Raw genomic sequence first — 20691 nt, forward strand, 5'->3', positions numbered from 1 at the left:
CACTTGTTATAACTGTTCATTAATTTGGTCACAAACCTTAAAGTAGTCAGTGTAGATAGAGCCATGCCCACGAGAGCCGTTCTTGTAATGAACAACTAAAATATTGTTATCAGTCAACCGGACACTACCACCAATACTTGTTAGTTCGATAACATCCTCTAGTTCTACCTCTAAAATCTTCTCAGCATCAGATTTAGAAAACGTGAGTCCATACTCAACCTCATCACCATCATCAAACATAGTTAAATACAGAGACATCTATGCGACTCCTTGCAGTTATAACAGCTTAACAGGCGACAAAATGTCGTAGTTAACCACGAGATTTTGTCGTCTTTACTGAATTTAATGAACTGTAAAATAAACAGATTATCTCATTAGTTCAACTTCTTCACTCTTATTTTGAATATTAAAGAAATAAGTGAAATACGACTTTTCTCCGTCTAACAAAACACCTTATAAACAACACCTTGTTTGCATAAATGCACAGCATCGATTTGCCATGTACGAGATAAACACAACTGCTTTTTAATTGGTTATATCTTTGTACAGTTATTCATACAGTATCTATAAATCACTAAAATATTATTTGTCAGCACAGTCGGATTTATCCCGTTTTTTGTACTAAAAATGAAGGTAATTATTAATAAACACAGGAGGTATTTTCTTTACTGGCAAACAAAGAGCAAGTGAACAATTAAGCGCTACCCCTGAATGTGGCAACATCCAGAGGCAGCTAACCGCAACAGATATACGAGGTATCCATCATGGCTAACTCTAATGATATGCCAGAGTTTCACTCGGTTAAAGTTTCTTTAACAGAAAATACACGTGTCTGCCCACGCCCACCGGCAATGAATGCAAGCAATCGTGACTTTGCCGGCAGCTGTGCGCCGCTCGTCATCAAGGGAGGCCGGTATCATGTCTGAATCAAATGCAACATCCCAGGATTATGAGGCCAAAAGAGCTCAGCTGTTGAGCGAGAGTCTCGAACTTTGTGACGACTTTAGCAAATTCAGCGATGAATACTCTTTTCTCTGTGATGCTTTTGCCGCTGTTGCCCGCGAGCCGGAGTGTATCACCCCGCCAACCAGTGAGGGGATATGGTATGTGAGTTATCGTTTGAAAATGCAGGTCAGAAGCTACCGGGATAAAATAAACAGCATCCACGATGGCTTATGCGCGCTCAAGCGTGAATAGTCAGGGCAAGTAAGGAAAAGGGCGGTTGGGGTTATTGCCATATCAGCCGCCTGATGCCGCCCCTGAATAGCTTCGCTCTCTGCCACAAACTCACCCGGCTTTTCAGCAGGTATCAAATGTTCAAAGCAGCAGTTCACCATGGTTTTAGCCATTCCTTTGGCCGGGCAAAAACCATGAGATCATATTCCCTATTTGAGCTCATACTTGATACATGATAAATTAAATGTACAACTTGTATATACAATTAGGCGGAGCCCTGAAATGTCATCCACTTATACCTTGATCAAAGGCACAGTTCCTTTGTTGATCAGCATGCCGCACAACGGTGAAAAAATTCCACAGGATATTGCCGATACTATGGTGCCTTCGGCGCTTAAGGTGCCGGATACCGACTGGCATAAGGATAAGTTGTATGATTTTGCCAAGGCCATGGGCGCTTATATCATCATGCCGGAATATAACCGCTACGTGATTGATTTAAACCGTGACCCGGATGGCGTGGATCTTTATCCGGGGGCAAACAGCACCGAATTGTGTCCCACTACCGGCTTTGATTTATCACCTTTGTATCTTGACGGCAAAACGCCGGATGAAAATGAAATCCAGCGTCGTATCAAAACTTACTGGCAGCCTTATCACCAGGCACTTGCCGACACCCTGGCGGAAATCAAAGGGCAGTTTGGCCGGGCGGTATTGCTTGAAGCTCATTCTATTCTTTCCCATGTACCGAGGTTTTTCGAAGGCCAGTTGCCTGATTTCAACTTTGGCACTGCCAATGGTGCCAGTTGTACGCCTGAAATGTTGGAGCAAGTGCAGTCGCTTGATTACGCCCCTTATTCCATGGTGTCGAACGGCCGCTTTAAAGGTGGTTTTATTACCCGGCACTTTGGCCAGCCGGAGCAGGATGTACACGCCTTGCAGCTGGAATTATCGCAACGTACCTATATGAATGAACCCAGCCCTGAATATAACGAAACCCTGGCGGCTGAGGTGAAACCTAAGCTGCAAGCCCTGGTATCGGCTTTAATCGACTTTGCCCAGCAGCCGGGACAGGAGAAATAATCACTATGAAACTTTACGCGGAAAAAGTCCTGCTGGCAGACGGCTGGGCACAGGATAAAACTTTAATCATAGAAGACGGTGTTATCAGCAGTATCGAATCAGGTTGTCTTGAAGGGGCTGAGCGCGCCGCAGGGCCTGTGATCCCGGGCATGGTCAACTGTCATTCCCATGCGTTCCAGCGTGCCTTTGCCGGTTTTAGCGAGCAGGGCAGCGAAGGCAAAGATAGCTTCTGGACCTGGCGCAACATCATGTATAAATTCCTCGGTCAGCTGACGGCGGAAAATGCCGAGGTGATCGCCAGCCAGCTTTATATCGAAATGCTGAAAATGGGTTATACCCGGGTGGCGGAATTTCATTACCTGCATCATGACATTGACGGCGAAAATTATCCCGAGCTGGCACAGATGGCCAAGGCCATTTTCAATGCGGCGCAAACCTCGGGCATCGGCCTGACCATGCTGCCGGTATTGTATTGTTTCAGCGGTTTTGGCCCGCTGGCGCCGAACGAAGGGCAGAAACGTTTTATCAATTCTGTCGACCAGTTTAATCAGTTGGTAAGTGATTGCTTCGGTTTAAGTACACAGTATGAGAATGCTAATGTCGGTATTGCTCCCCATTCATTGCGTGCGGTAGATAAAGAGGCGCTGCAGCAGGCGGTGGTCCATGTGCGCAGTCTGGATAACAAAGCGCCGGTACATATCCATATTGCCGAGCAGCAAAAAGAAGTGAACGACTGCCTGGCCCATTATGGTCAGCGGCCGGTACAGTGGTTGCTGGATAATATGGAGCTGGATCAGCACTGGTGTCTGATCCACGCCACCCATATCGACGAACAGGAACGCAAGGGTATTATCAACAGCAAGGCGATTGCCGGTATCTGTCCTACCACGGAAGCCAACCTGGGTGACGGTATTTTCCCGACCACGGAATTTTTGGCGGAGCAGGGCACTTTTGCCATCGGCTCAGACAGCCATATCTCGGTTAATCCTATTGAAGAGTTGCGCTGGCTTGAATATGCCCAGCGGCTGATCAAGCAGCAGAGGGCGATTTTGGCGGATGAGCAGCAGCCTTCTACCGGTTTGAATTTATGGCAGCGGGCGGCAAAAGGCGGTGCCCAGAGCACCAACAGCAATACCGGTGAACTGGCGCTGGGCAAGCAGGCCGATTTATTGGTGTTAGACTCACAAGATACTCGACTTTTTGCCAATTCGGCGCACAATATCCTTGATAGCCTGGTTTTTGCCAGCCAGAAAAATCCTGTCAGGGACGTGATGGTTAATGGCCAGTGGCGGGTGCAAAACCGTCAGCATGAACATGAGCAAAGTGCCGCAGATGCCTTTGCGGACTTGCTGGCAAACCTGTCTAATTAGCATAGCCAGAGGTTTATTGGCTGAAGGATTACACCGGGCAGCAGGTAGGGAAACGGCACCTGCATTTTTTGGGTAAAGAGTTGACGGTAAAAGTAGACGGTAAAGAGTAGCGGGCGGTAGAGAGTGATGACGAAATTAAGTGAACAGCAATATCAGGTGGTGGCCAAGTCCGTCTCTGACAAAAAAGCCTTGCCGGGAGCGCTGCTGCCGATATTACATGATATCCAGGATCAGCTGGGTTATATCCCCAAAGCGGCGATCGACATAATTGCTGCCGGTTTAAATCAGACCGCCGCCGAGATTTACGGCGTGATCAGTTTTTATCATCATTTCCGCCTGGACAAACCCGGTAACCACCTGGTGGAAATCTGCCGGGCGGAGGCTTGCCAGGCCATGGGCTCTGAGGCCTTAGAGCAGGAAATCAAAAGCAAACTGGGCATAGACTACCACCAGACCACTAAAGATAATAACGTTAGTCTGGAGCCGGTTTATTGCCTGGGCAATTGTGCCTGTGGCCCTTCGATTAAAGTCGGTGAGCGTGTTTATGGCCGCATGAGCGGCGAAAAGTTCAGCCGGTTGATGGATAAACTGTCTACCTATGTGGTGGAACTTGGACAGGGAGAAAACCATGCCCGTTAAAATTTATATTCCCTGCGATACCACAGCCCTGGCCATGGGCGCAGACGAAGTTGCTAACATAGTCGAATTTCAAAGCCGGGAAGCCGGGTTGTCGGTAGATATTATCCGTAACGGCTCTCGCGGTTTGTTTTACCTTGAGCCGTTAGTGGAAGTGGAAACTGCCCGGGGGCGTATTGCTTTTGGTCCGGTAGAAGCAGAAGATGTGCCCGGTCTGATTCAGTCCCTGGTAGCACATGGCGACTTTTCTGAAGGTAAAGCATTTGCAGGCAAACATCCTTTATATTTGGGGTTAACGGAAGAAATTCCTTATCTGGCCAAACAGCAAAGGCTGACCTTTGCCCGTGCCGGGATTATTGACCCGCTAAGTCTTGAAGATTATCAGGCCCACGGCGGTTTTGAAGGTCTGAACCAGGCCTTGGCCTTAACCGGCTCAAATGGCCCGCAGGGCATAGTCGATGAAGTAAAAACCTCAGGTTTACGTGGCCGGGGCGGCGCGGCTTTCCCCACGGGAATAAAATGGCAAACGGTGCTTGATACCCCAGCAGAGCAAAAATATATCGTTTGTAATGCCGATGAAGGTGATTCCGGCACTTTTGCCGATCGTTTGCTGATGGAAGCGGACCCCTTTACCCTGATTGAAGGCATGGTCATCGCCGGTTTGGCGGTGGGGGCAAACCAGGGTTATATCTACCTGCGCTCCGAATACCCGCAGGCGGATAAGATCCTCAATCAGGCAATAAAAACCGCTTATGCCCAAGGCTATTTAGGTGAAAATATTCAGGACAGCGGCCAGCACTTTGATTTGGAAGTGAGACTCGGTGCCGGTGCCTATATTTGCGGTGAAGAAACCTCCCTGCTGGAAAGCCTGGAAGGTAAACGGGGTCTGGTACGCGCCAAACCGCCGTTGCCGGCGATTGAAGGTTTATTTGGTTTACCCACCATAGTTAACAATGTTATTTCCCTGGCATCCATCCCGGTGATCCTTGCCAAAGGCGGGGAATATTACCGGGATTATGGCATGGGACGCTCCCGCGGCACCTTGCCGGTGCAGTTAGCCGGTAATATCAAACAAGGTGGTCTGGTGGAGCTGGCTTTTGGTGCAACCTTGCATAACCTGGTGTTTGAATTTGGCGGCGGCACCTTTAGCGGTAAACCGGCCAAGGCAATCCAGGTGGGCGGTCCTTTGGGGGCTTATCTGCCAGAAGAACAATGGCATACGCCCCTCGATTACGAAGCCTTTGCCGCCAATAATGCGGTATTGGGTCATGGCGGCGTAGTGGTATTTGATACCAGTGTCGATATGGCGAAGCAGGCGCGTTTTGCCATGGAATTTTGCAAAATCGAATCCTGCGGTAAATGTACGCCGTGCCGTATCGGCGCGGTACGCGGGGTGGAAGTGATCGATAAGATTATCGGTGACGATCACCGGGAGCAAAACCTGGAACTGCTAACCGATTTATGCGACACCATGGAGCTGGGATCCTTATGCGCCATGGGCGGCATGACACCTTACCCGGTGCGCAGTGTGATGGAACATTTTCCTGATGACTTGATTAAAGCTGTCCCTGGCAAAGCACAGCAGGAGCAAGAGCTATGATTTCCTATTATGATCCTAAACAGCATCCTGAAGATAAAGATCTCGGCACCCCGGCAGTTCGGCTGAACCACCAGCAAAGCCTGCCCCAGGTCACGCTGGAAATCGACGGCTGCGAGGTGACGGTGGAAGAAGGCACTTCGGTGATGCGCGCCGCCGCCCTGAATAATATCAATATTCCCAAGTTATGTGCTTCCGATAACCTGGAAGCCTTTGGCTCCTGCCGTTTATGTGCGGTGGAAATTCAAGGCATGAAAGGTATGCCAGCCTCCTGCACCACCCCGGTGAGAGAGGGCATGCAGGTAACCACGCAAAATAAAAAAATTGCCAAGTTACGCCGTAATATTATGGAGCTTTATATTTCCGACCATCCGCTGGATTGTCTGACCTGTCCCAGCAACGGCGATTGTGAATTGCAGGATATGGCGGGGGCCGTGGGTTTAAGGGATGTGCGCTATGGTTTCAGCGGTGAAAACCACCTTGATGCCAAGGGCGATGACTCCAATCCTTATTTTCATTTTGATCCCAGCAAATGTATCGTTTGCTCCCGCTGCGTGCGCGCCTGTGAAGAAGTACAGGGCACTTTTGCCTTAACGCTTGACGGCCGGGGCTTTGATTCCAAGGTTTCTACCGGGGCGGACAATAATTTTCTTTCTTCCGATTGTGTTTCCTGCGGTGCCTGTGTTCAGGCCTGTCCGACGTCGACCCTGATGGAAAAAAGCGTGATCGAACAGGGCCAACCTGAGCACAGCGTGATCACGACCTGTGCCTATTGCGGTGTCGGTTGTTCGTTTAAGGCGGAAATGAAAGGCACCGAAGTGATCCGTATGGTGCCTTATAAAGGCGGCGAAGCAAACCGGGGACATTCTTGCGTCAAGGGACGTTTTGCCTTTGGTTATGCCAATCATAAAGACCGTATCACCAGCCCAATGATCCGTGACAGCATAGATCAGCCCTGGCGGGAAGTGAGTTGGCAAGAGGCAATAACTTTTGCTGCCGACAAGCTGAAAAACATCCAGCAAAAATATGGTCAAGACAGCATAGGCGGTATCACGTCTTCTCGCTGTACCAACGAAGAAACCTATCTGGTACAAAAGCTTATTCGCGCAGCTTTTGGCAATAACAATACCGATACCTGTGCCCGGGTGTGTCATTCGCCCACCGGTTTTGGCTTAAAAGCCACCTTAGGGGAGTCTGCCGGTACCCAGACCTTCGATTCCGTGATGGATGCCGATGTGGTGATGGTGATCGGCGCCAACCCTACCGACGCCCATCCGGTATTCGGTTCTTTGCTGAAAAAACGTTTGCGCCAGGGGGCAGGACTTATTATTGCCGATCCCAGGCGTATCGATCTTGGCATCAGTCCGCATGTTAAACTTGATCACCACCTGGCGTTAAGGCCGGGTACCAATGTCGCCTTTATCAATGCAATGGCTTATGTGGTGGTTGAAGAAGGGTTGGAAGATCAAAGCTTTATTGATGAACGCTGCCAGCAGGAAAATTATCAAAAATGGCGTGAGTTTATCAGCGACAGCCGTCACTCCCCGGAAAATACCGCCGATATCACAGGTATAGCGGCAGAAGAATTAAGGATGGCGGCACGCCTCTATGCCAAGGCAAACAATGCCGCGATTTATTATGGTCTCGGGGTAACTGAACATTCCCAGGGGTCAAGTATGGTGATGGGCATTGCCAACCTGGCGCTGCTGACCGGCAATATCGGTCGTGACGGCGTTGGTGTTAACCCGCTTCGGGGACAAAACAATGTCCAGGGCTCTTGTGACATGGGTTCTTTCCCCCATGAATTACCGGGCTACCAGCATGTGAGCAAGGATGAACTCAGGACCAAGTTTGAACAAAACTGGGGCGTGGAAATAGACCCTGAACCCGGTTTACGTATTCCCAATATGTTTGATGCCGCCATCGACGGCAGCTTTAAAGGGCTTTACTGCCAGGGTGAAGATATCGCCCAGTCTGATCCCAATACCCAGCACGTACAGCTGGCGTTGTCGTCGCTGGAATGTTTGATCGTGCAGGATATTTTCCTGAACGAAACCGCGAAATTTGCCCATGTATTTTTACCCGGCGCTTCTTTCCTGGAAAAAGACGGCACCTTTACCAATGCCGAGCGCCGTATCAACCGGGTACGCCAGGTTATGCCGCCGTTATCCGGCAAGGCTGACTGGCAGGTGACCATGGCGCTGTCGGAGGCGCTTGGCTATCCGATGAGTTATCAGCATCCGTCTGAAATTATGGATGAAATTGCCCAATTAACCCCGACCTTTACCGGTGTCAGTTATGACAAACTGGAACAGTTGGGCAGCATCCAGTGGCCCTGTAACGAACAGGCGCCAGACGGTACCCCGATAATGCACAGGGAAAGTTTCCCTATCGGCAAGGCAACCTTTGCCGTCACCGAATATGTGGCTACCGAGGAAAAAGCCAACCGTAAATTCCCGTTATTGCTGACCACGGGCCGTATTTTGTCCCAGTATAATGTCGGCGCCCAGACCCGGCGCACCGACAACCAGATGTGGCACGACAGCGATGTGCTGGAAATACATCCCGATGACGCCCAGGAGCGGGGCATCAACGAAGGTGACTGGCTCGGCATTAAAAGCCGCGCCGGTGATACCGTATTAAAGGCGCAAATCAGCGACCGAATGCAGCCGGGAGTGGTATATACAACTTTCCATCATCCCGAAAGCGGCGCTAACGTGGTGACCACGGATAATTCCGACTGGGCGACTAACTGTCCCGAATATAAGGTTACCGCGGTGCAGGTGGAAAAAGTAACTTCACCGTCGAAATGGCAAGAGCGCAACAAGCAGTTTTCCAAAAGGCAGCATGCGCATCTGGTTGCGGCGAAAACGCCGGCAGCTAAGGCCAATTAAGGTTTGCGGGCACTGTGGTGATGAATAAAAAGGATCAAGGTTCGGATAACAAGCTGCCGCTGCAGCAGGTTAACCGGGTGATTCGGGCCGGGGAAGCGGCAGATAAGGCACAAGCCGATACCGTGATCACCGAAGAAGCGGTGGCGCTGGTGTATAACGGTATCTCCCATGCGGTGATGATGACGACACCGCAGGATTTAGTGGATTTTGCCCTCGGCTTTAGCCTTTCCGAGGGCATTATCACCAAAGCGGCTGATTTACTCGATTGCGAGATTTACCACAGGGAAAACGGCACAGAGATTTGTTTAACCATCAGCTCGCGCTTTTTTACCCGGCTGAAACAGCAACGCAGAACCTTGGCGGGTACCAGCGGTTGTGGTTTATGCGGGGTGGAGTCGCTGGCGCAAGCGTTTAAACAGCCAGATGCCCTCCCCAAAGCGCCGCTGGTGGATTTTTTGTCGATAGAAAAGGCGGTGACCGGATTTAACGGCGAGCAGGTGTTAAACCGGCAGTCGGGAGGTGTACACGGTGCGGCTTTTTATCACAATGACGGCGAGCTGGCGCTGCTGCGTGAAGATGTTGGCCGCCATAATGCCCTGGATAAACTAATCGGTGCCCTGGCACAAACCGATTTTTCAGCCGGACAGGGGTTTGTGCTGGCATCGAGCCGGGCCAGTTATGAAATGGTGTATAAAACCATTAGCTGCGGTATTAATCACCTGGTGACTTTTTCTGCCCCCACCAGTAAGGCGATAGAGCTGGCCCGGGCGGGAAATTTAAACCTGATAGGTTTTGCCCGGCAGGGGCGGCAGGTGGTTTATCACAGTGCCGTTGAACCTTTGTCTTGAGAGATTGAAGATACACCGATGAAAATAGAGAAGGAGAAAATATGCCCTCGGCAAAAGTGAATAACCTGATCAAAATGGTCAATCAGATCGCGGCCAATATCTGTTTTCAGTCTACGGAGCAGGAAGCCGTGCTGAAGATCGTCAATCACCTGCAACTGTTTTGGGCTAAGTCGATGAAGCAGGACATTATCGAATATTATCAGCAAGGCGGTGAAGAATTATCTGAGTTGTCTGCTCAGGCGGTTGCCCGTTTAGCCGGGCAATAACGGCTGTTAAGTGCAGGGCCGGGGGGTTATAAAAATGCTTCGTAGTTATAAACGGTTTTGCACACCTTGGTCAGGTTGCTCGGATGTAGCTTGGGATTATCCTGATGGTTTTGGCAATAATCCTCATAGAAGGCCTTTACCGCTTCCCGGTTGGCGGTGATTTTCTGTAAATAAGTGAGTTCATCCGGGGAAAAACTGTAAAATTGCGGTTGGAGATCATCATAAATCTTTGCCGCCTTTAATCTCACCTTAGTGTCTGTTCCTTTAGAAAAAATCTCTATCACCAAAGCTTTCTGCTGCTGATACCAGGCCTCCACACTAGGTTGTGGATTAAAATGTAAAAATAATGCTCCGGCAACGATTAAGATCAATAATTTTTTCATAGCATGTAATATAATGCGGCCCTGAGGATAGGATAATCAATTTTCATTAAGAATACATTATCTTAATTAAGTATAGGGTTATTGTGGTAATAGACCAGTAATCCCATGTTTTCGTACCTTCCCGAACTTTCAAGGATTTATCGTGAAACCAGATGAAAAGCAAAAAGATGTCTCCATGCATATTCCGGTAAAGAATATCAAGATACATCCGGCCAAGCATAGCGGCAGCGAAAATTACAAACCCAGGGATCAGATCTACGTTCGTAAAGTTACCGGCTTTTTCCAGCAATTGCGGCAAAAGATGAATTTTTTCTTTTTGGCGGCGTTTACCTTATTGCCCTGGCTGCAATATAACGGCCATCAGGCGATTTTGTTTGATATTATGGAGCAGCGCTTCACCTTGTGGGGGCTGACCCTTTGGCCGCAGGATCTGACCTTGCTCGCCTGGTTATTTATCTTAAGTGCGTTTTTGCTGTTTTTTGTCACCACTTTTATGGGACGGGTGTGGTGTGGATACCTCTGTCCGCAAACGGTATGGACCTTTATCTTTATCTGGTTTGAAGAAAAAATTGAAGGCAGCGCCAACCAGCGTAAAAAGCTCGACAGCCAGAAAATGGACTTCAACAAGTTCTGGCGCAAGGCACTGAAACACTTTTGCTGGCTGGGTTTTTCGGTATTAACCGCGCTGACTTTTGTCGGTTATTTCGTGCCGATGCAGGAAATATTTGTTGATTTCTTTACCTTTAATGCTTCCTTTGCCGCTGCTGCCTGCGTCTGGTTTTTCGCTTTTTGTACCTACGGCAATGCCGGTTGGATGCGGGAAATCATGTGTCTGCATATGTGCCCTTATTCCCGTTTCCAGTCTGCAATGTTTGATAAGGACACGGTGACCGTTTCTTATGATGCCAAACGCGGTGAAAGCCGCGGCGCCCGCTCCCGTAAGCAAGATCCGAAAAAGCTGGGATTAGGGGATTGTATCGACTGTAACTTATGTGTGCAGGTGTGCCCGACGGGCATTGATATCCGTAACGGCTTGCAATACGAATGTATTAACTGTGGTGCCTGTGTTGATGCCTGTGACGGTGTAATGGAGAAAATGAATTATGCCAAAGGTTTGATCCGCTATACCACAGAGCATGAACTGGAAGGGAAAAAGGTGCATTTAGTGCGCTCGAAACTGATCGGTTATGCCGTGGTGCTGGTGATCATGAGCAGCTTATTGGTGATGGAAATTGTTAACCGGGTGCCGGTGTCGCTGGATATTATCCGCGACCGTAATGCCCTGGCCCGGGAAAATATTCGCGGCGAAGTGGAAAATGTTTATACCCTGAAAATCCTCAATAAGTCACAAACCGACAATGTTTACCGGTTGACGGTTAAGGGTATCCCCAATGCCAAATGGATAGGGGATCAGGAAGTGACGGTAAAAGCGGCAAATGTTTATACCTTGCCGATCAGTATTGCCGTCGACCCCTATGAATTATCCGGGTTTATTACCGATATTTCCTTTGTGGTAGAGCAGATTTCAACAGACAGTGATGTTAAGCTAGAGCAACAAAGTCGCTTTTTTAATAAACGTTAATGTCTGTATTTGATTTTACTACCCTGTCTCCGGACCTGATCCTTGACGGTCTGGAGAGTGTCGGCTTTTATCCCGACAGCGGTTTGCTGCCCCTGAACAGCTACGAAAACCGCGTTTATCAGTTTCATGATGAACAAAAAACAAAATATGTGACCAAGTTTTACCGGCCGCAGCGCTGGAGTGAAACCCAGATCCGCGAAGAGCATGCCTTTGGTTTTGAGCTGGCGGAGGACGAGCTGCCTGTGGTTGCCCCGCTAAAACGCGATGGCGAAAGCCTGTTTAATTTTAAGGGTTATCACTTTGCCGTATACCCTTGCCGGGGTGGACGCATCTTTGAGGTGGATAACCTGGATCAGCTGGAATGGATGGGACGTTTTGTCGGCCGTATCCATGCCCGGGGGGCGCAACAGCCTTTTGAGTCCCGGCCAGGTTTTAACAGCGACGAGTTTTTGCACCAGGCAAAGCAGGTTATTTTCAATTCCGGTTTTGTGCCCGACACGTTAAATAATGCCTTTTTCACTATTTTAGATCAGGTGGTGGCGCTGGCGGACGAGCAGTACCAGCCGGCACATGAAATACGATTGCATGGCGATTGTCATGCCGGTAATATTTTGTGGACCGACGACGGCCCGCATTTTGTCGATCTGGATGATTGCCGCAGTGGCCCTGCTATCCAGGATCTGTGGATGATGTTATCCGGGGACAGGCAACAACAATTGTTACAATTGGATACTATGCTGATGGGCTATGAGGAGTTTTTTACATTTGAAACTGACCAGCTTGTCTTGATAGAATCATTACGCACCATGCGTATCGTGAATTATATGGCCTGGTTGTGTAAGCGTTGGCAAGATCCTGCCTTCCCGCGTAATTTCCCCTGGTTCAATACCGAGAAATACTGGGAACAGCAGATTTTAATGCTAAAAGAGCAGTTTTCTATGTTGCAGCAACCGCCGCTAAGTTTAGTGCCGGGGATGTAGGGCCAAATCTGAGGCCAGATGATGTTCATTTAAGGAAAATGAGAATAATGAAAAAAGTAATCAGTTTAATAATGTTAATGTTTATCCCTTTTATGGCGTCATGTGCCGAATTTGAAGAGGGTAAGCAGTATACCAAGGTCAGTGAAAAAGCCTCGACGAAACCGGAAGTCAGAGAGTATTTTTCCTTTTACTGTCCTCACTGTCTTAAGTTCGAACCATTTTTTGCCAAGGTGAAAAAGCAGTTGCCTGAAGGGGTGCCGTTCGAGCGTAACCATGTTGACTTCCTGCGTGCGGCTTCGCCTAAAATCCAGGCCATGCTAAGCAAGGCGGTTGTTACGGCTCAGCAGATGGGTCTGGAAGAGAAAGTTGTTGCCGCGATTTTCAATTATATCCAGGTACAGCGCGCGGTGATCACCTCGGAAAAAGACCTGCGTAATATCTTTGTGTTACAAGGTGCCGATGGTGAGAAATTCGATAAGATTTTCAAAAGCTTCAGCGTAAACAGCAAAGCGAAACAGATGAAGAAAAACCAGGATTACTTCTCGCAAAAAGGCGCATTGACCGGCGTACCTACCATTATTATCAATGGTAAATACCGCATCAATAACCAGGAGCTTGACCGCGATAACTTCGAAGAAGATTATCACAAGCTGACAAAATACCTGCTGGCGCTTAAATAGTTCGACAGTAAAGGTAATAAACAAAGGGGCTTAGGGCCCCTTTGTTGTCCCTAAAAGCAAGAAATTTGCGTTTGCCGTGATTGCCAATAGCAAACCTTTACATCTATCCGGTCTCTTCTTTGGGCTTTATCGCTAATTTAGCCAGTGATGATTGCCGTACCAGGTATCCGCCGATCAGGGCGATGGTTAAAAATAAGCCCAGGGTGACATATACCTGCTGCTCGTCTGCTAGTTTCACGCCGCTGCCGGCAAAAGAGAAAATCAGCATCTGGGGAATAAAGCCGAGTAAAGAGCCCAGCACATAAGGTTTGGCCGATACCCGGGTAACGCCTGCCAGGATATTGGTCATCAAATTACTGCCCAGCGGCAATAGGCGGATAATGATGGTTTTGGCCAGGGTCTGCTGTTCGATAAAGCTAGAGACTTTGCTGATCTGTTTTGGGTATTTGGCACTTACCCTGTGACTGAGCAAATGTCTGGAGACGCTAAAGGTCAGCAAGCAGCCAATAGTAGCTGCCAGGGTGGCGAGTACGGCGCCAAAAAGAGCGCCAAAACTGTAGCCGCTGACAAAGGCGGCCACTTGCCTGGGTAAGCCTATGGCGGTGGTGATGCTTAAAAAGATAAATAAGGTGATCATGCCCGCCGGTCCTTGGGGGATCACTTGTTGCTCGATCAGGTATTGTCCCCAGCTGGCGGGGTTTAAATGACTCAGATCGGCCAGGGTGACGGTATTGCTGCCGACAAGGGCGATTAACACTATCACCAGGGTGAACAAACTATACTTTAGACCTGATGACACAATTGCAACTCTTACTTCTTTGTGAAAAATAACTAATACCGGGTCGGTATGATACCCCGTTATGACTAGGGTGCAACTGTGTTAACTGAATTTCTTGCTCAGACGTGTTCCAGCAGCTTTTCCTTGGCCCGGGTGAATTCGCTCTCGGTGAGCAGTCCTTCTTGCTTAAGTTTTGCCAGTTTCTCCAGGGCAGCCAGAAATTCAGCATTGCTGGTTTTTTCCTGAGTTTGTTGTTCCTGTTGCCGTTTTTCTTTTTGCTGCCGGGCGGATATGTCCTCTTGCTGTTGTGGTGACATTTTTTCGGTGACAGGGGCTTGTGTTTGTTGGCAATGATAGCGGTTGATTTGCGAAGACAATAACCGGCACCAATCAAGAATGTCTTCGACCACATCCTGATAACGGGTGTGGGTTAACCGTTTGTTTCCGGCCCTGAGGTAGAGACAAATTGCATATCTTTGCCGGTGTTTATCGGTTAACACCAAGTGGACTTTTCTGAGTTCGCCGTCGTGCATTTTTTTACTTTGTATACGGGCAAAATCAGCCTGCAACTTTTTTTCCTGCTCGGCGGTAAAAGTATCCGCCTGCTCTTGGGTGATCAGGCTGATCAGCTTGTCGTTGAGCAAAATTTTACTGCTGATCACATCGCTGATGTTAAGCACGGTATCGGTATTGGTCTGATGCCGGCGATACAGGCCTATTTGCTGTTTGGACTTACTGATCTCCAGGTAGACATATTGCTTCCCCGGCAGGGAAGAGAGGCCGTAACGGTTTCTCCGGTAACGGATTAACAGGAAAATAAGCAGTAAAGACAAGGCCAGCAGCAGGAAGGTTTTTTGATTGGTAAGTAGGGAAGTATCCGGGATTGAACTGCTCGCGCTAAAACCCGGAGTGTGGTAGCTGCAGGCAAATAAGACCATAAGCCGTTTAGCGGGGCTTAATACCTTGGAAAAACACCACTTGAATAGATTAACCATAATGCCTGACTGATCCTTATTCTTGTTCGGCCGTTTATGGTTTTAGTTATTGGCCGTTTGTGTAAAAATCCAGCATTTTGAGCAAAAAATCAATAGTTAATTGTTGGTTTTTTTATCAGTTGTATATGTTTACCATCAATAAACTGAGATTTATCAAGGTCATTGAGGTAATTTAGCTTGCCTTCAATTAACAGGGTATCGCCGGGGGCAGCATGCTCGCTCAGGTATAATGCCTGTTTTCCCCAGATATGAAGCGGGCGGGTCACCGTCAGTTGTTTTGGTTTTTTGCCTGTTGTTGACGCGGTTTCGAAGAAGATTGAAATATCGGCATGCGCCAGGGTTTTATTGTTTTCCGTGGTCACCTGGGTAAGGGGAGCGGTTAAGGTTGCGCTGCAATGGACCTGGTTGATCTCCTGGGTATAACCTTTGGCAAATGCCTGGATAAAGGTGGCGTTGACGGTTTCTTTCGGGGCGTAGTCATGGCTGGCCAGGTAACCCTGCACCAGCAGAATATCGCCTTTTTGCGCCCGGGCGATCACTTGTTCGACACTGTCGCCAACCACCTTGATATGGTGAAAACTGGTCCATTGTTTTTGGCTGTTGGTTTTTTTATCCAGCCATTTGCTGTGGGTGGCCAGGGTTAACTCGGTAATGGCCTGCACCGGATTTGCCAGGTAGCGGATTTCGGGTTTGTTGACTAAATTGCCCAGTAAAGTGACTGAATTTAATTGCAGGTCATTGATCTGGAGGTTGGCAGATGCCGAGGTAGCGTGAGACATAAAAACGATCCTTTGAATTGCCGGCCAGGATTTTCGACAGTTTGAAAGTTGCTAGATCATAGCAAACGAAATAATTAATTGATCACCTTCAATGGTCTAAACACACAATTTCTTCGTTGCGTTCAATCCCAATAGCTGGCTATTGCTCAATCGCGCGCCTCGCCTGCATGGATGCAGGTGCTTAGCTTTAGTCTGGAACAATAAAGCTGTGAACTTGAATGTTTATCCTCATTGAATCTTGAGCAATTATTTATCACGTTTGGTATAAGACTATTTATAATAAAGGGTTTTTGAGAAAATAAAAAGCCAGCACCGGCATTGAATATCGGTGCTGGCTCAGATGTGTCGGTGTCGGCGAAAACCGGTCAAACGACAGGTTAAGCTTCCTGGTTCAGGCAATGCTTGATCGCCACCGACAGCAGTTCTTTTGCCGTGGCGTCACTGGCCGGTAATTCGGCATCGCTGGTAGCGACTGGGGTGACTCTTTGCCCCCATTTGATATAACCCGCGCCCCAGGTTAAGCCGGCGCCAAAAGCGGCGGTCATAATATTATCGCCGGGTTTGATGCGACCGTTTTCCAGTGCTTCACATAAGGCGATTGGTACCGTAGCGGCAGAGGTATTGCCGTATTTTTCGATATTCACCATTACCTGGTCGTCACTGAGTTCGAACTGTTTTTGCAAGGCGGCAATAATGCGTAAGTTGGCCTGATGCGGTACCAGCAAGTTAATGTCGTCGACATTAAGCTCAGCCTGTTCGAGTACGGTTTGTGCTGCCGTGCCCATGCCTTTTACCGCGCGGCGGAAAATATCTTTACCGATAAAATGTACGTCTAATGCGGTCGGGGCATTTTCATAACGGTCCATGTCGGTACCGAAACCGCGTATTTCCAAAACGTCCCTGGCTTCGGTATCGCAACCGAGTTTGGCATTGACCAAACCGAGTTTTTCTTCGCTGGCTTCAATCACCACAGCGCCGGCGCCGTCGCCAAACAATACCGCGGTTTCCCGGCGCGACCAGTTAATAAACCAGCTCATGCGCTCAGCGCCGATGACAAGCGCTTTTTTAACGGCGCCTACCCGTACCTGGGCGGTGGCGCTTTGCAGGGCATATAAAAAACCGGTACAGGCGGCGGTCATATCGGCGGCAGCGGCATTGTTTGCGCCGATCATTTTTTGCACCATGGAAGCGGTATTGGGCACTATGGTATCCGGGCAGGAAGTGGCGACCACTATCATATCGATTTCATCGGCGCTAACTCCGGCGGCGGCCATGGCACGCCGGGCGGCAACCGAGGCCAAATGGGCGGTATTTACATGTGAAATCCGGCGAGATTTAATACCGGTGCGGGTGGTGATCCACTCGTCACTGGTATCGACAAACGTTGAAAGATCATCATTGGTTAACGTTGCCGGAGGTAAGCACTTACCCCAGCCGGTAATTTCAGCATATAACATATAAATTCCTAAAATCTGCTATCAAAATGGATAGTGATACATCTGTTAACATCTTACTGGTCTGAGCTGATGTTTTCTAGCGATAAATTAGACAAATATTGATTATTCGCAAAAGAAAGGTGTGCTGGTGCGTAAAGGCGTTTCTGGCTGTGGTTGCTTTGGTGGTTCATGTATTTGTGGGGCTCCAGGGGGGGAAACCCTGGCTCAAGCAGCAGAATAACCAGGATTTAACTAAGCACGATGTGTATCACTAAACTGGCGTATAAAAGTTAGCCGTTTGTATATTTATTGTTTATTTTGCCCGCGAAAAACGCTATTATCCCGCCCTTGTTTTTTAGCGTTACTCTCGATTCCTGGAAGGTGTCAGGGGCTAAAAGCAGTTAACCACCTAACCGCATGGATGCTTGAGGAACAATATTCATTGTGCCGGGTATGTTTCAAAGGTTTCCCGCCCAATACTTGCTTCCCGATTGATGAGTACTTAGTGCCAGGATCTGGGCACTAATATTTCCTTAAACATTTATAAGCGGCAGTTACTTAATTTTATGAAATCTACTTTATTCACCTTAGTGTTTTTGATCGGTCAAAGTATTGCTTTTGACGTGCAGGCAGCGGGGAAAATTACCTATCTCAATGTCGTGGACGATACCGTTTATTTCACCACAGATAAAGTAAAAGCCAGTACGCCAAGTTGCGTTGTCACTGAAAATGCCGAGCAGTGGACGGTATCCCTGAACAATAAAACCGGCCGTGCTTTGTATTCCTTATTGGTGACTGCCATGGCGGGTAAACAGGCGATTAATATTGAAACAGGTGCTGATTGCGGCGACATTGCCGGGATTGAAAGGGCAAAGGGGATCAGCTTACAACCAAGCAGTGAAACCTCTTCTGCAGGGCAAGTACAATGGGCCGGATATACAAGCGCGGTAAGAGGCCATTTTGTTTATCAGGATGGCGTGCGCAAGAGTCCGGTACTGGCTGCCACAGGTCTTTGTCAACAGCTGTGGCCTAAATCTCGAGTGATGCTCTGGAATGATTACCTTAGTATTCTCTCGACTTATCCGCATACGAATGAAATCTGGTTTTTAGATGCACTTGAGGCAGCCAGTGAAGCGAATACGAACGAATATAATGGCAAGCTTTCATCCGGGGCGTTGTTGGCCTTTAAAAATGGCCAGACTAAAACTTTAAATTATTATGGTAACGATACCTCAAACCTAAATCAGAATGTTTCTTATAACACTCAATATAGCTGTTCAGATTGGACATCCAGTACGTCAGGTAGTAAAGGCATGGTAATGACGGTAAATGGCGAGTTTACCAATTTGTATTGTAATAACTATCGCAAGCTGGCTTGTGTGTATTAATGAATGCAGTTGACCGAGACATTTTTAACAGCAACACAGTTACACTCGAAACTCATTGACAAATTATTAAAGAAGCTTATGAAAAAATATCTGTTATTACTTGCTGGTTTATTTGCAGCTACACCGGCCTTAGCCGCAGGAAAGATCACTTATCTTAATGTGGTAGACGATGTCGTTTATTTTACTACTGATGAAGCTAAAGTAAGTGCGCCGGCCTGCGTTGTCGCTGAAAATGCCCAGCAGTGGACAGTTTCCCTGAACAATAAAACCGGTCGAGCCTTGTATTCATTATTGGTTACCGCTATGGCGGGTAAACAGGCAATTAATATTGAAACTGGCAGTGATTGTGGTGATATATCGGGTATTGAGCGGGCTAAAGGGATCAGCTTGCAGCCGGTAAATAGTGAAACATCTTCGGGGAGTACTGCCACCGCAGTAAGGAACAATGTGCTGTCGTATGGCGTTGAAACTAGTCAAAATTTTCAAATCATTAGCCGTAAAAATCTTTTTACTAACAGTTCGGGATTTTATACTGAAGAGTTTCATGGCGGATTGGGGAATTATAAGAAATTTTCTGTCAATAACAGCCGTCGCTTGGTTGCCAGTGCCGAGGGCAGCGGTTGGCTCACGGCAATTTTAACGCCTGAAACGAATGGTACAGATACCAGTGATAAAACGACCCTGGAAGTGATTATTGACGGTGAGAATACCACGATGGAATTGTCAAAAAACGGCTATGGCAGTTTTTTCTTCGGGTTAACAGAGCCGAGTGATTCTGACCGGGATAAGCGTCATATCGTGGCGCCTGTTGAAGTGGTTCAGCAGGGGAAAGGGATCTACTTTGAAACCAGCCTGGAAGTTTGGATCACGGAAGCTGCCGTAGCACAAAACGCCCAAGGTTTTGGCTATGCAGGAGTGCATTACATACTTGGCACAGAAGTAAAACAGTAATGGTAATGAGTTATCGGTTTAATCACACTCGAGGAAATAAAGTGACAGTAATAAAAAAATATTTACTACTTATCTCTACGTTGTTATTTACTAATTTGAGTTATGCTGCGGGAAAAATTACCTACCTCAATGTAGTGGACGATACCGTTTATTTTACCACTGATGAAGCCAAAGCCAGCACGCCTGGTTGTGTGGTGACCGAAAATGCACAGCAGTGGACGGTATCCCTGAACAATAAAACCGGACGCGCCCTGTATTCGTTATTGGTTACTGCGATGGCGGGCAAGCAGGCGATTAATGTTGAAACGGGGGCTGACTGCGGCGATATAACAGGTATCGAGCGGGCGAAAGGTATTAGCTTACAACCAGCAACCGAGACAGCAAGTACAAGCGCTAATGGTAAAGCCCTTTATCTGTTCCAGGGAGATGGGGTTACTAAAGTGGGCCGTATTGCTGAAGTACTTTCACCTACGACATTTTATTATTTACCTGTTGGCAATGAAGAGCAGTTTGCATTCTATGACAGTGGTGCTCGTTTTGAAGAAGGGTATATGTACTTTGATGGCCCTGACTGTAGCGGTAATGTTGCCGGAAATAAAAATTTCTTAGAGAAAATATTTAGAAATAAACATTATAACGACGGTAGGTTATATCAAGCAGGTAGCTTACTTAATTTCCCAATGCAATCATACTTATTATCTGATGGTACTTGCCAAGCTAATGTTACAACGGGCATATATATGACAATTAAGGAATATACCGATCCTTTATGTGGTGATTATGCATGTGTCATAAAAGAAGACTAGTGTCGGCAGGTGAAGGTTTATTTGTGACTTTCCTGAAGTTTAATTGCTGTTTTAGAGATTACC

At 47.9% G+C, this 20691-nt stretch carries 20 protein-coding genes; 14 read left to right on the plus strand and 6 right to left on the minus strand.

Annotated elements, in window-relative coordinates; translation table 11 throughout:
- Positions 1–6: 6 nt before the first annotated feature.
- Positions 7–258, minus strand: a complete 252-nt coding sequence (locus tag QL234_RS26810) for a hypothetical protein (protein ID WP_281560830.1) — start codon at positions 256–258, stop codon at positions 7–9.
- 660 nt (positions 259–918) lie between these two features.
- On the opposite strand from QL234_RS26810, the gene QL234_RS26815 reads away from it, so the two are divergent.
- From QL234_RS26815 to QL234_RS26850, 8 genes are all read left to right on the plus strand, one after another.
- Complete coding sequence (locus QL234_RS26815; RefSeq protein WP_281560831.1) at positions 919–1197, plus strand: hypothetical protein; 279 nt, start codon at positions 919–921, stop codon at positions 1195–1197.
- Between the two features lie 261 nt (positions 1198–1458).
- The gene (gene hutG, locus QL234_RS26820; RefSeq protein WP_281560832.1) at positions 1459–2259 is read left to right on the plus strand and encodes an N-formylglutamate deformylase; all 801 of its coding nucleotides are present in this window, start codon (positions 1459–1461) and stop codon (positions 2257–2259) included.
- Between the two features lie 5 nt (positions 2260–2264).
- Positions 2265–3629, plus strand: coding sequence for a formimidoylglutamate deiminase (locus tag QL234_RS26825; RefSeq protein ID WP_281560833.1), 1365 nt, complete (start codon positions 2265–2267; stop codon positions 3627–3629).
- Positions 3630–3755: 126 nt separating this feature from the next.
- A complete protein-coding gene (locus tag QL234_RS26830) occupies positions 3756–4268 on the plus strand; it encodes a formate dehydrogenase subunit gamma (RefSeq protein WP_281560834.1) in 513 nt (170 codons plus the stop codon).
- Positions 4258–5865, plus strand: coding sequence for a formate dehydrogenase beta subunit (locus QL234_RS26835; RefSeq protein WP_281560835.1), 1608 nt, complete (start codon positions 4258–4260; stop codon positions 5863–5865). Before QL234_RS26830 ends, QL234_RS26835 begins: the two co-directional genes overlap by 11 nt.
- Positions 5862–8756 (plus strand): formate dehydrogenase subunit alpha, encoded by a 2895-nt coding sequence (gene fdhF, locus QL234_RS26840; RefSeq protein ID WP_281560836.1) that lies wholly within the window; start codon positions 5862–5864, stop codon positions 8754–8756. The genes QL234_RS26835 and fdhF overlap by 4 nt, the downstream gene beginning before the upstream one ends.
- A gap of 20 nt (positions 8757–8776) precedes the next feature.
- Positions 8777–9604: a formate dehydrogenase accessory sulfurtransferase FdhD gene (fdhD, locus tag QL234_RS26845; RefSeq protein WP_281560837.1), complete on the plus strand. Its 828-nt coding sequence runs from the start codon at positions 8777–8779 to the stop codon at positions 9602–9604.
- 41 nt (positions 9605–9645) lie between these two features.
- On the plus strand, positions 9646–9870 hold the full coding sequence (locus tag QL234_RS26850) for a formate dehydrogenase subunit delta (protein ID WP_281560838.1): 225 nt from the start codon (positions 9646–9648) through the stop codon (positions 9868–9870).
- 26 nt (positions 9871–9896) lie between these two features.
- Here the strand turns inward: QL234_RS26850 and QL234_RS26855 are convergent, their stop codons facing one another.
- A complete protein-coding gene (locus QL234_RS26855) occupies positions 9897–10253 on the minus strand; it encodes a hypothetical protein (protein ID WP_281560839.1) in 357 nt (118 codons plus the stop codon).
- Positions 10254–10428: 175 nt separating this feature from the next.
- Here QL234_RS26855 and ccoG point away from each other — a divergent pair, with 175 nt between their 5' ends.
- From ccoG to QL234_RS26870, 3 genes are read left to right on the plus strand one after another with little or no spacing between them, the layout of a single operon-like run.
- Positions 10429–11835: a cytochrome c oxidase accessory protein CcoG gene (gene ccoG / locus QL234_RS26860; protein WP_281560929.1), complete on the plus strand. Its 1407-nt coding sequence runs from the start codon at positions 10429–10431 to the stop codon at positions 11833–11835.
- The gene (locus tag QL234_RS26865; protein WP_281560840.1) at positions 11835–12815 is read left to right on the plus strand and encodes a serine/threonine protein kinase; all 981 of its coding nucleotides are present in this window, start codon (positions 11835–11837) and stop codon (positions 12813–12815) included. The genes ccoG and QL234_RS26865 overlap by 1 nt, the downstream gene beginning before the upstream one ends.
- 47 nt (positions 12816–12862) lie before the next feature.
- Positions 12863–13495 (plus strand): thiol:disulfide interchange protein DsbA/DsbL, encoded by a 633-nt coding sequence (locus QL234_RS26870; protein ID WP_281560841.1) that lies wholly within the window; start codon positions 12863–12865, stop codon positions 13493–13495.
- Between the two features lie 103 nt (positions 13496–13598).
- Here QL234_RS26870 and QL234_RS26875 read toward each other — a convergent pair whose 3' ends face one another.
- The 4 genes from QL234_RS26875 to QL234_RS26890 form a co-directional block, all read right to left on the minus strand.
- On the minus strand, positions 13599–14294 hold the full coding sequence (locus QL234_RS26875; protein WP_281560842.1) for a VTT domain-containing protein: 696 nt from the start codon (positions 14292–14294) through the stop codon (positions 13599–13601).
- Between the two features lie 98 nt (positions 14295–14392).
- Complete coding sequence (locus QL234_RS26880) at positions 14393–15268, minus strand: SHOCT domain-containing protein (RefSeq protein WP_281560843.1); 876 nt, start codon at positions 15266–15268, stop codon at positions 14393–14395.
- An 89-nt stretch (positions 15269–15357) separates the two neighbouring features.
- On the minus strand, positions 15358–16047 hold the full coding sequence (locus QL234_RS26885; protein ID WP_281560844.1) for a single-stranded DNA-binding protein: 690 nt from the start codon (positions 16045–16047) through the stop codon (positions 15358–15360).
- Between the two features lie 377 nt (positions 16048–16424).
- Complete coding sequence (locus tag QL234_RS26890) at positions 16425–17504, minus strand: ketoacyl-ACP synthase III (RefSeq protein ID WP_281560845.1); 1080 nt, start codon at positions 17502–17504, stop codon at positions 16425–16427.
- Positions 17505–18049: 545 nt separating this feature from the next.
- Here QL234_RS26890 and QL234_RS26895 point away from each other — a divergent pair.
- The 3 genes from QL234_RS26895 to QL234_RS26905 all read left to right on the plus strand — a co-directional run bounded on the left by QL234_RS26895 (position 18050) and on the right by QL234_RS26905 (position 20628).
- Positions 18050–18871 (plus strand): hypothetical protein, encoded by an 822-nt coding sequence (locus QL234_RS26895; protein WP_281560846.1) that lies wholly within the window; start codon positions 18050–18052, stop codon positions 18869–18871.
- A gap of 78 nt (positions 18872–18949) precedes the next feature.
- Positions 18950–19822, plus strand: a complete 873-nt coding sequence (locus tag QL234_RS26900; RefSeq protein ID WP_281560847.1) for a hypothetical protein — start codon at positions 18950–18952, stop codon at positions 19820–19822.
- 41 nt (positions 19823–19863) lie between these two features.
- Positions 19864–20628, plus strand: coding sequence for a hypothetical protein (locus tag QL234_RS26905; RefSeq protein ID WP_281560848.1), 765 nt, complete (start codon positions 19864–19866; stop codon positions 20626–20628).
- Positions 20629–20691: the final 63 nt, after the last annotated feature.

Origin of the sequence: Thalassomonas sp. RHCl1 (assembly GCF_947387555.1) — a bacterium.
In the GTDB taxonomy this organism is placed as follows: Bacteria; Pseudomonadota; Gammaproteobacteria; order Enterobacterales; family Alteromonadaceae; genus Thalassomonas.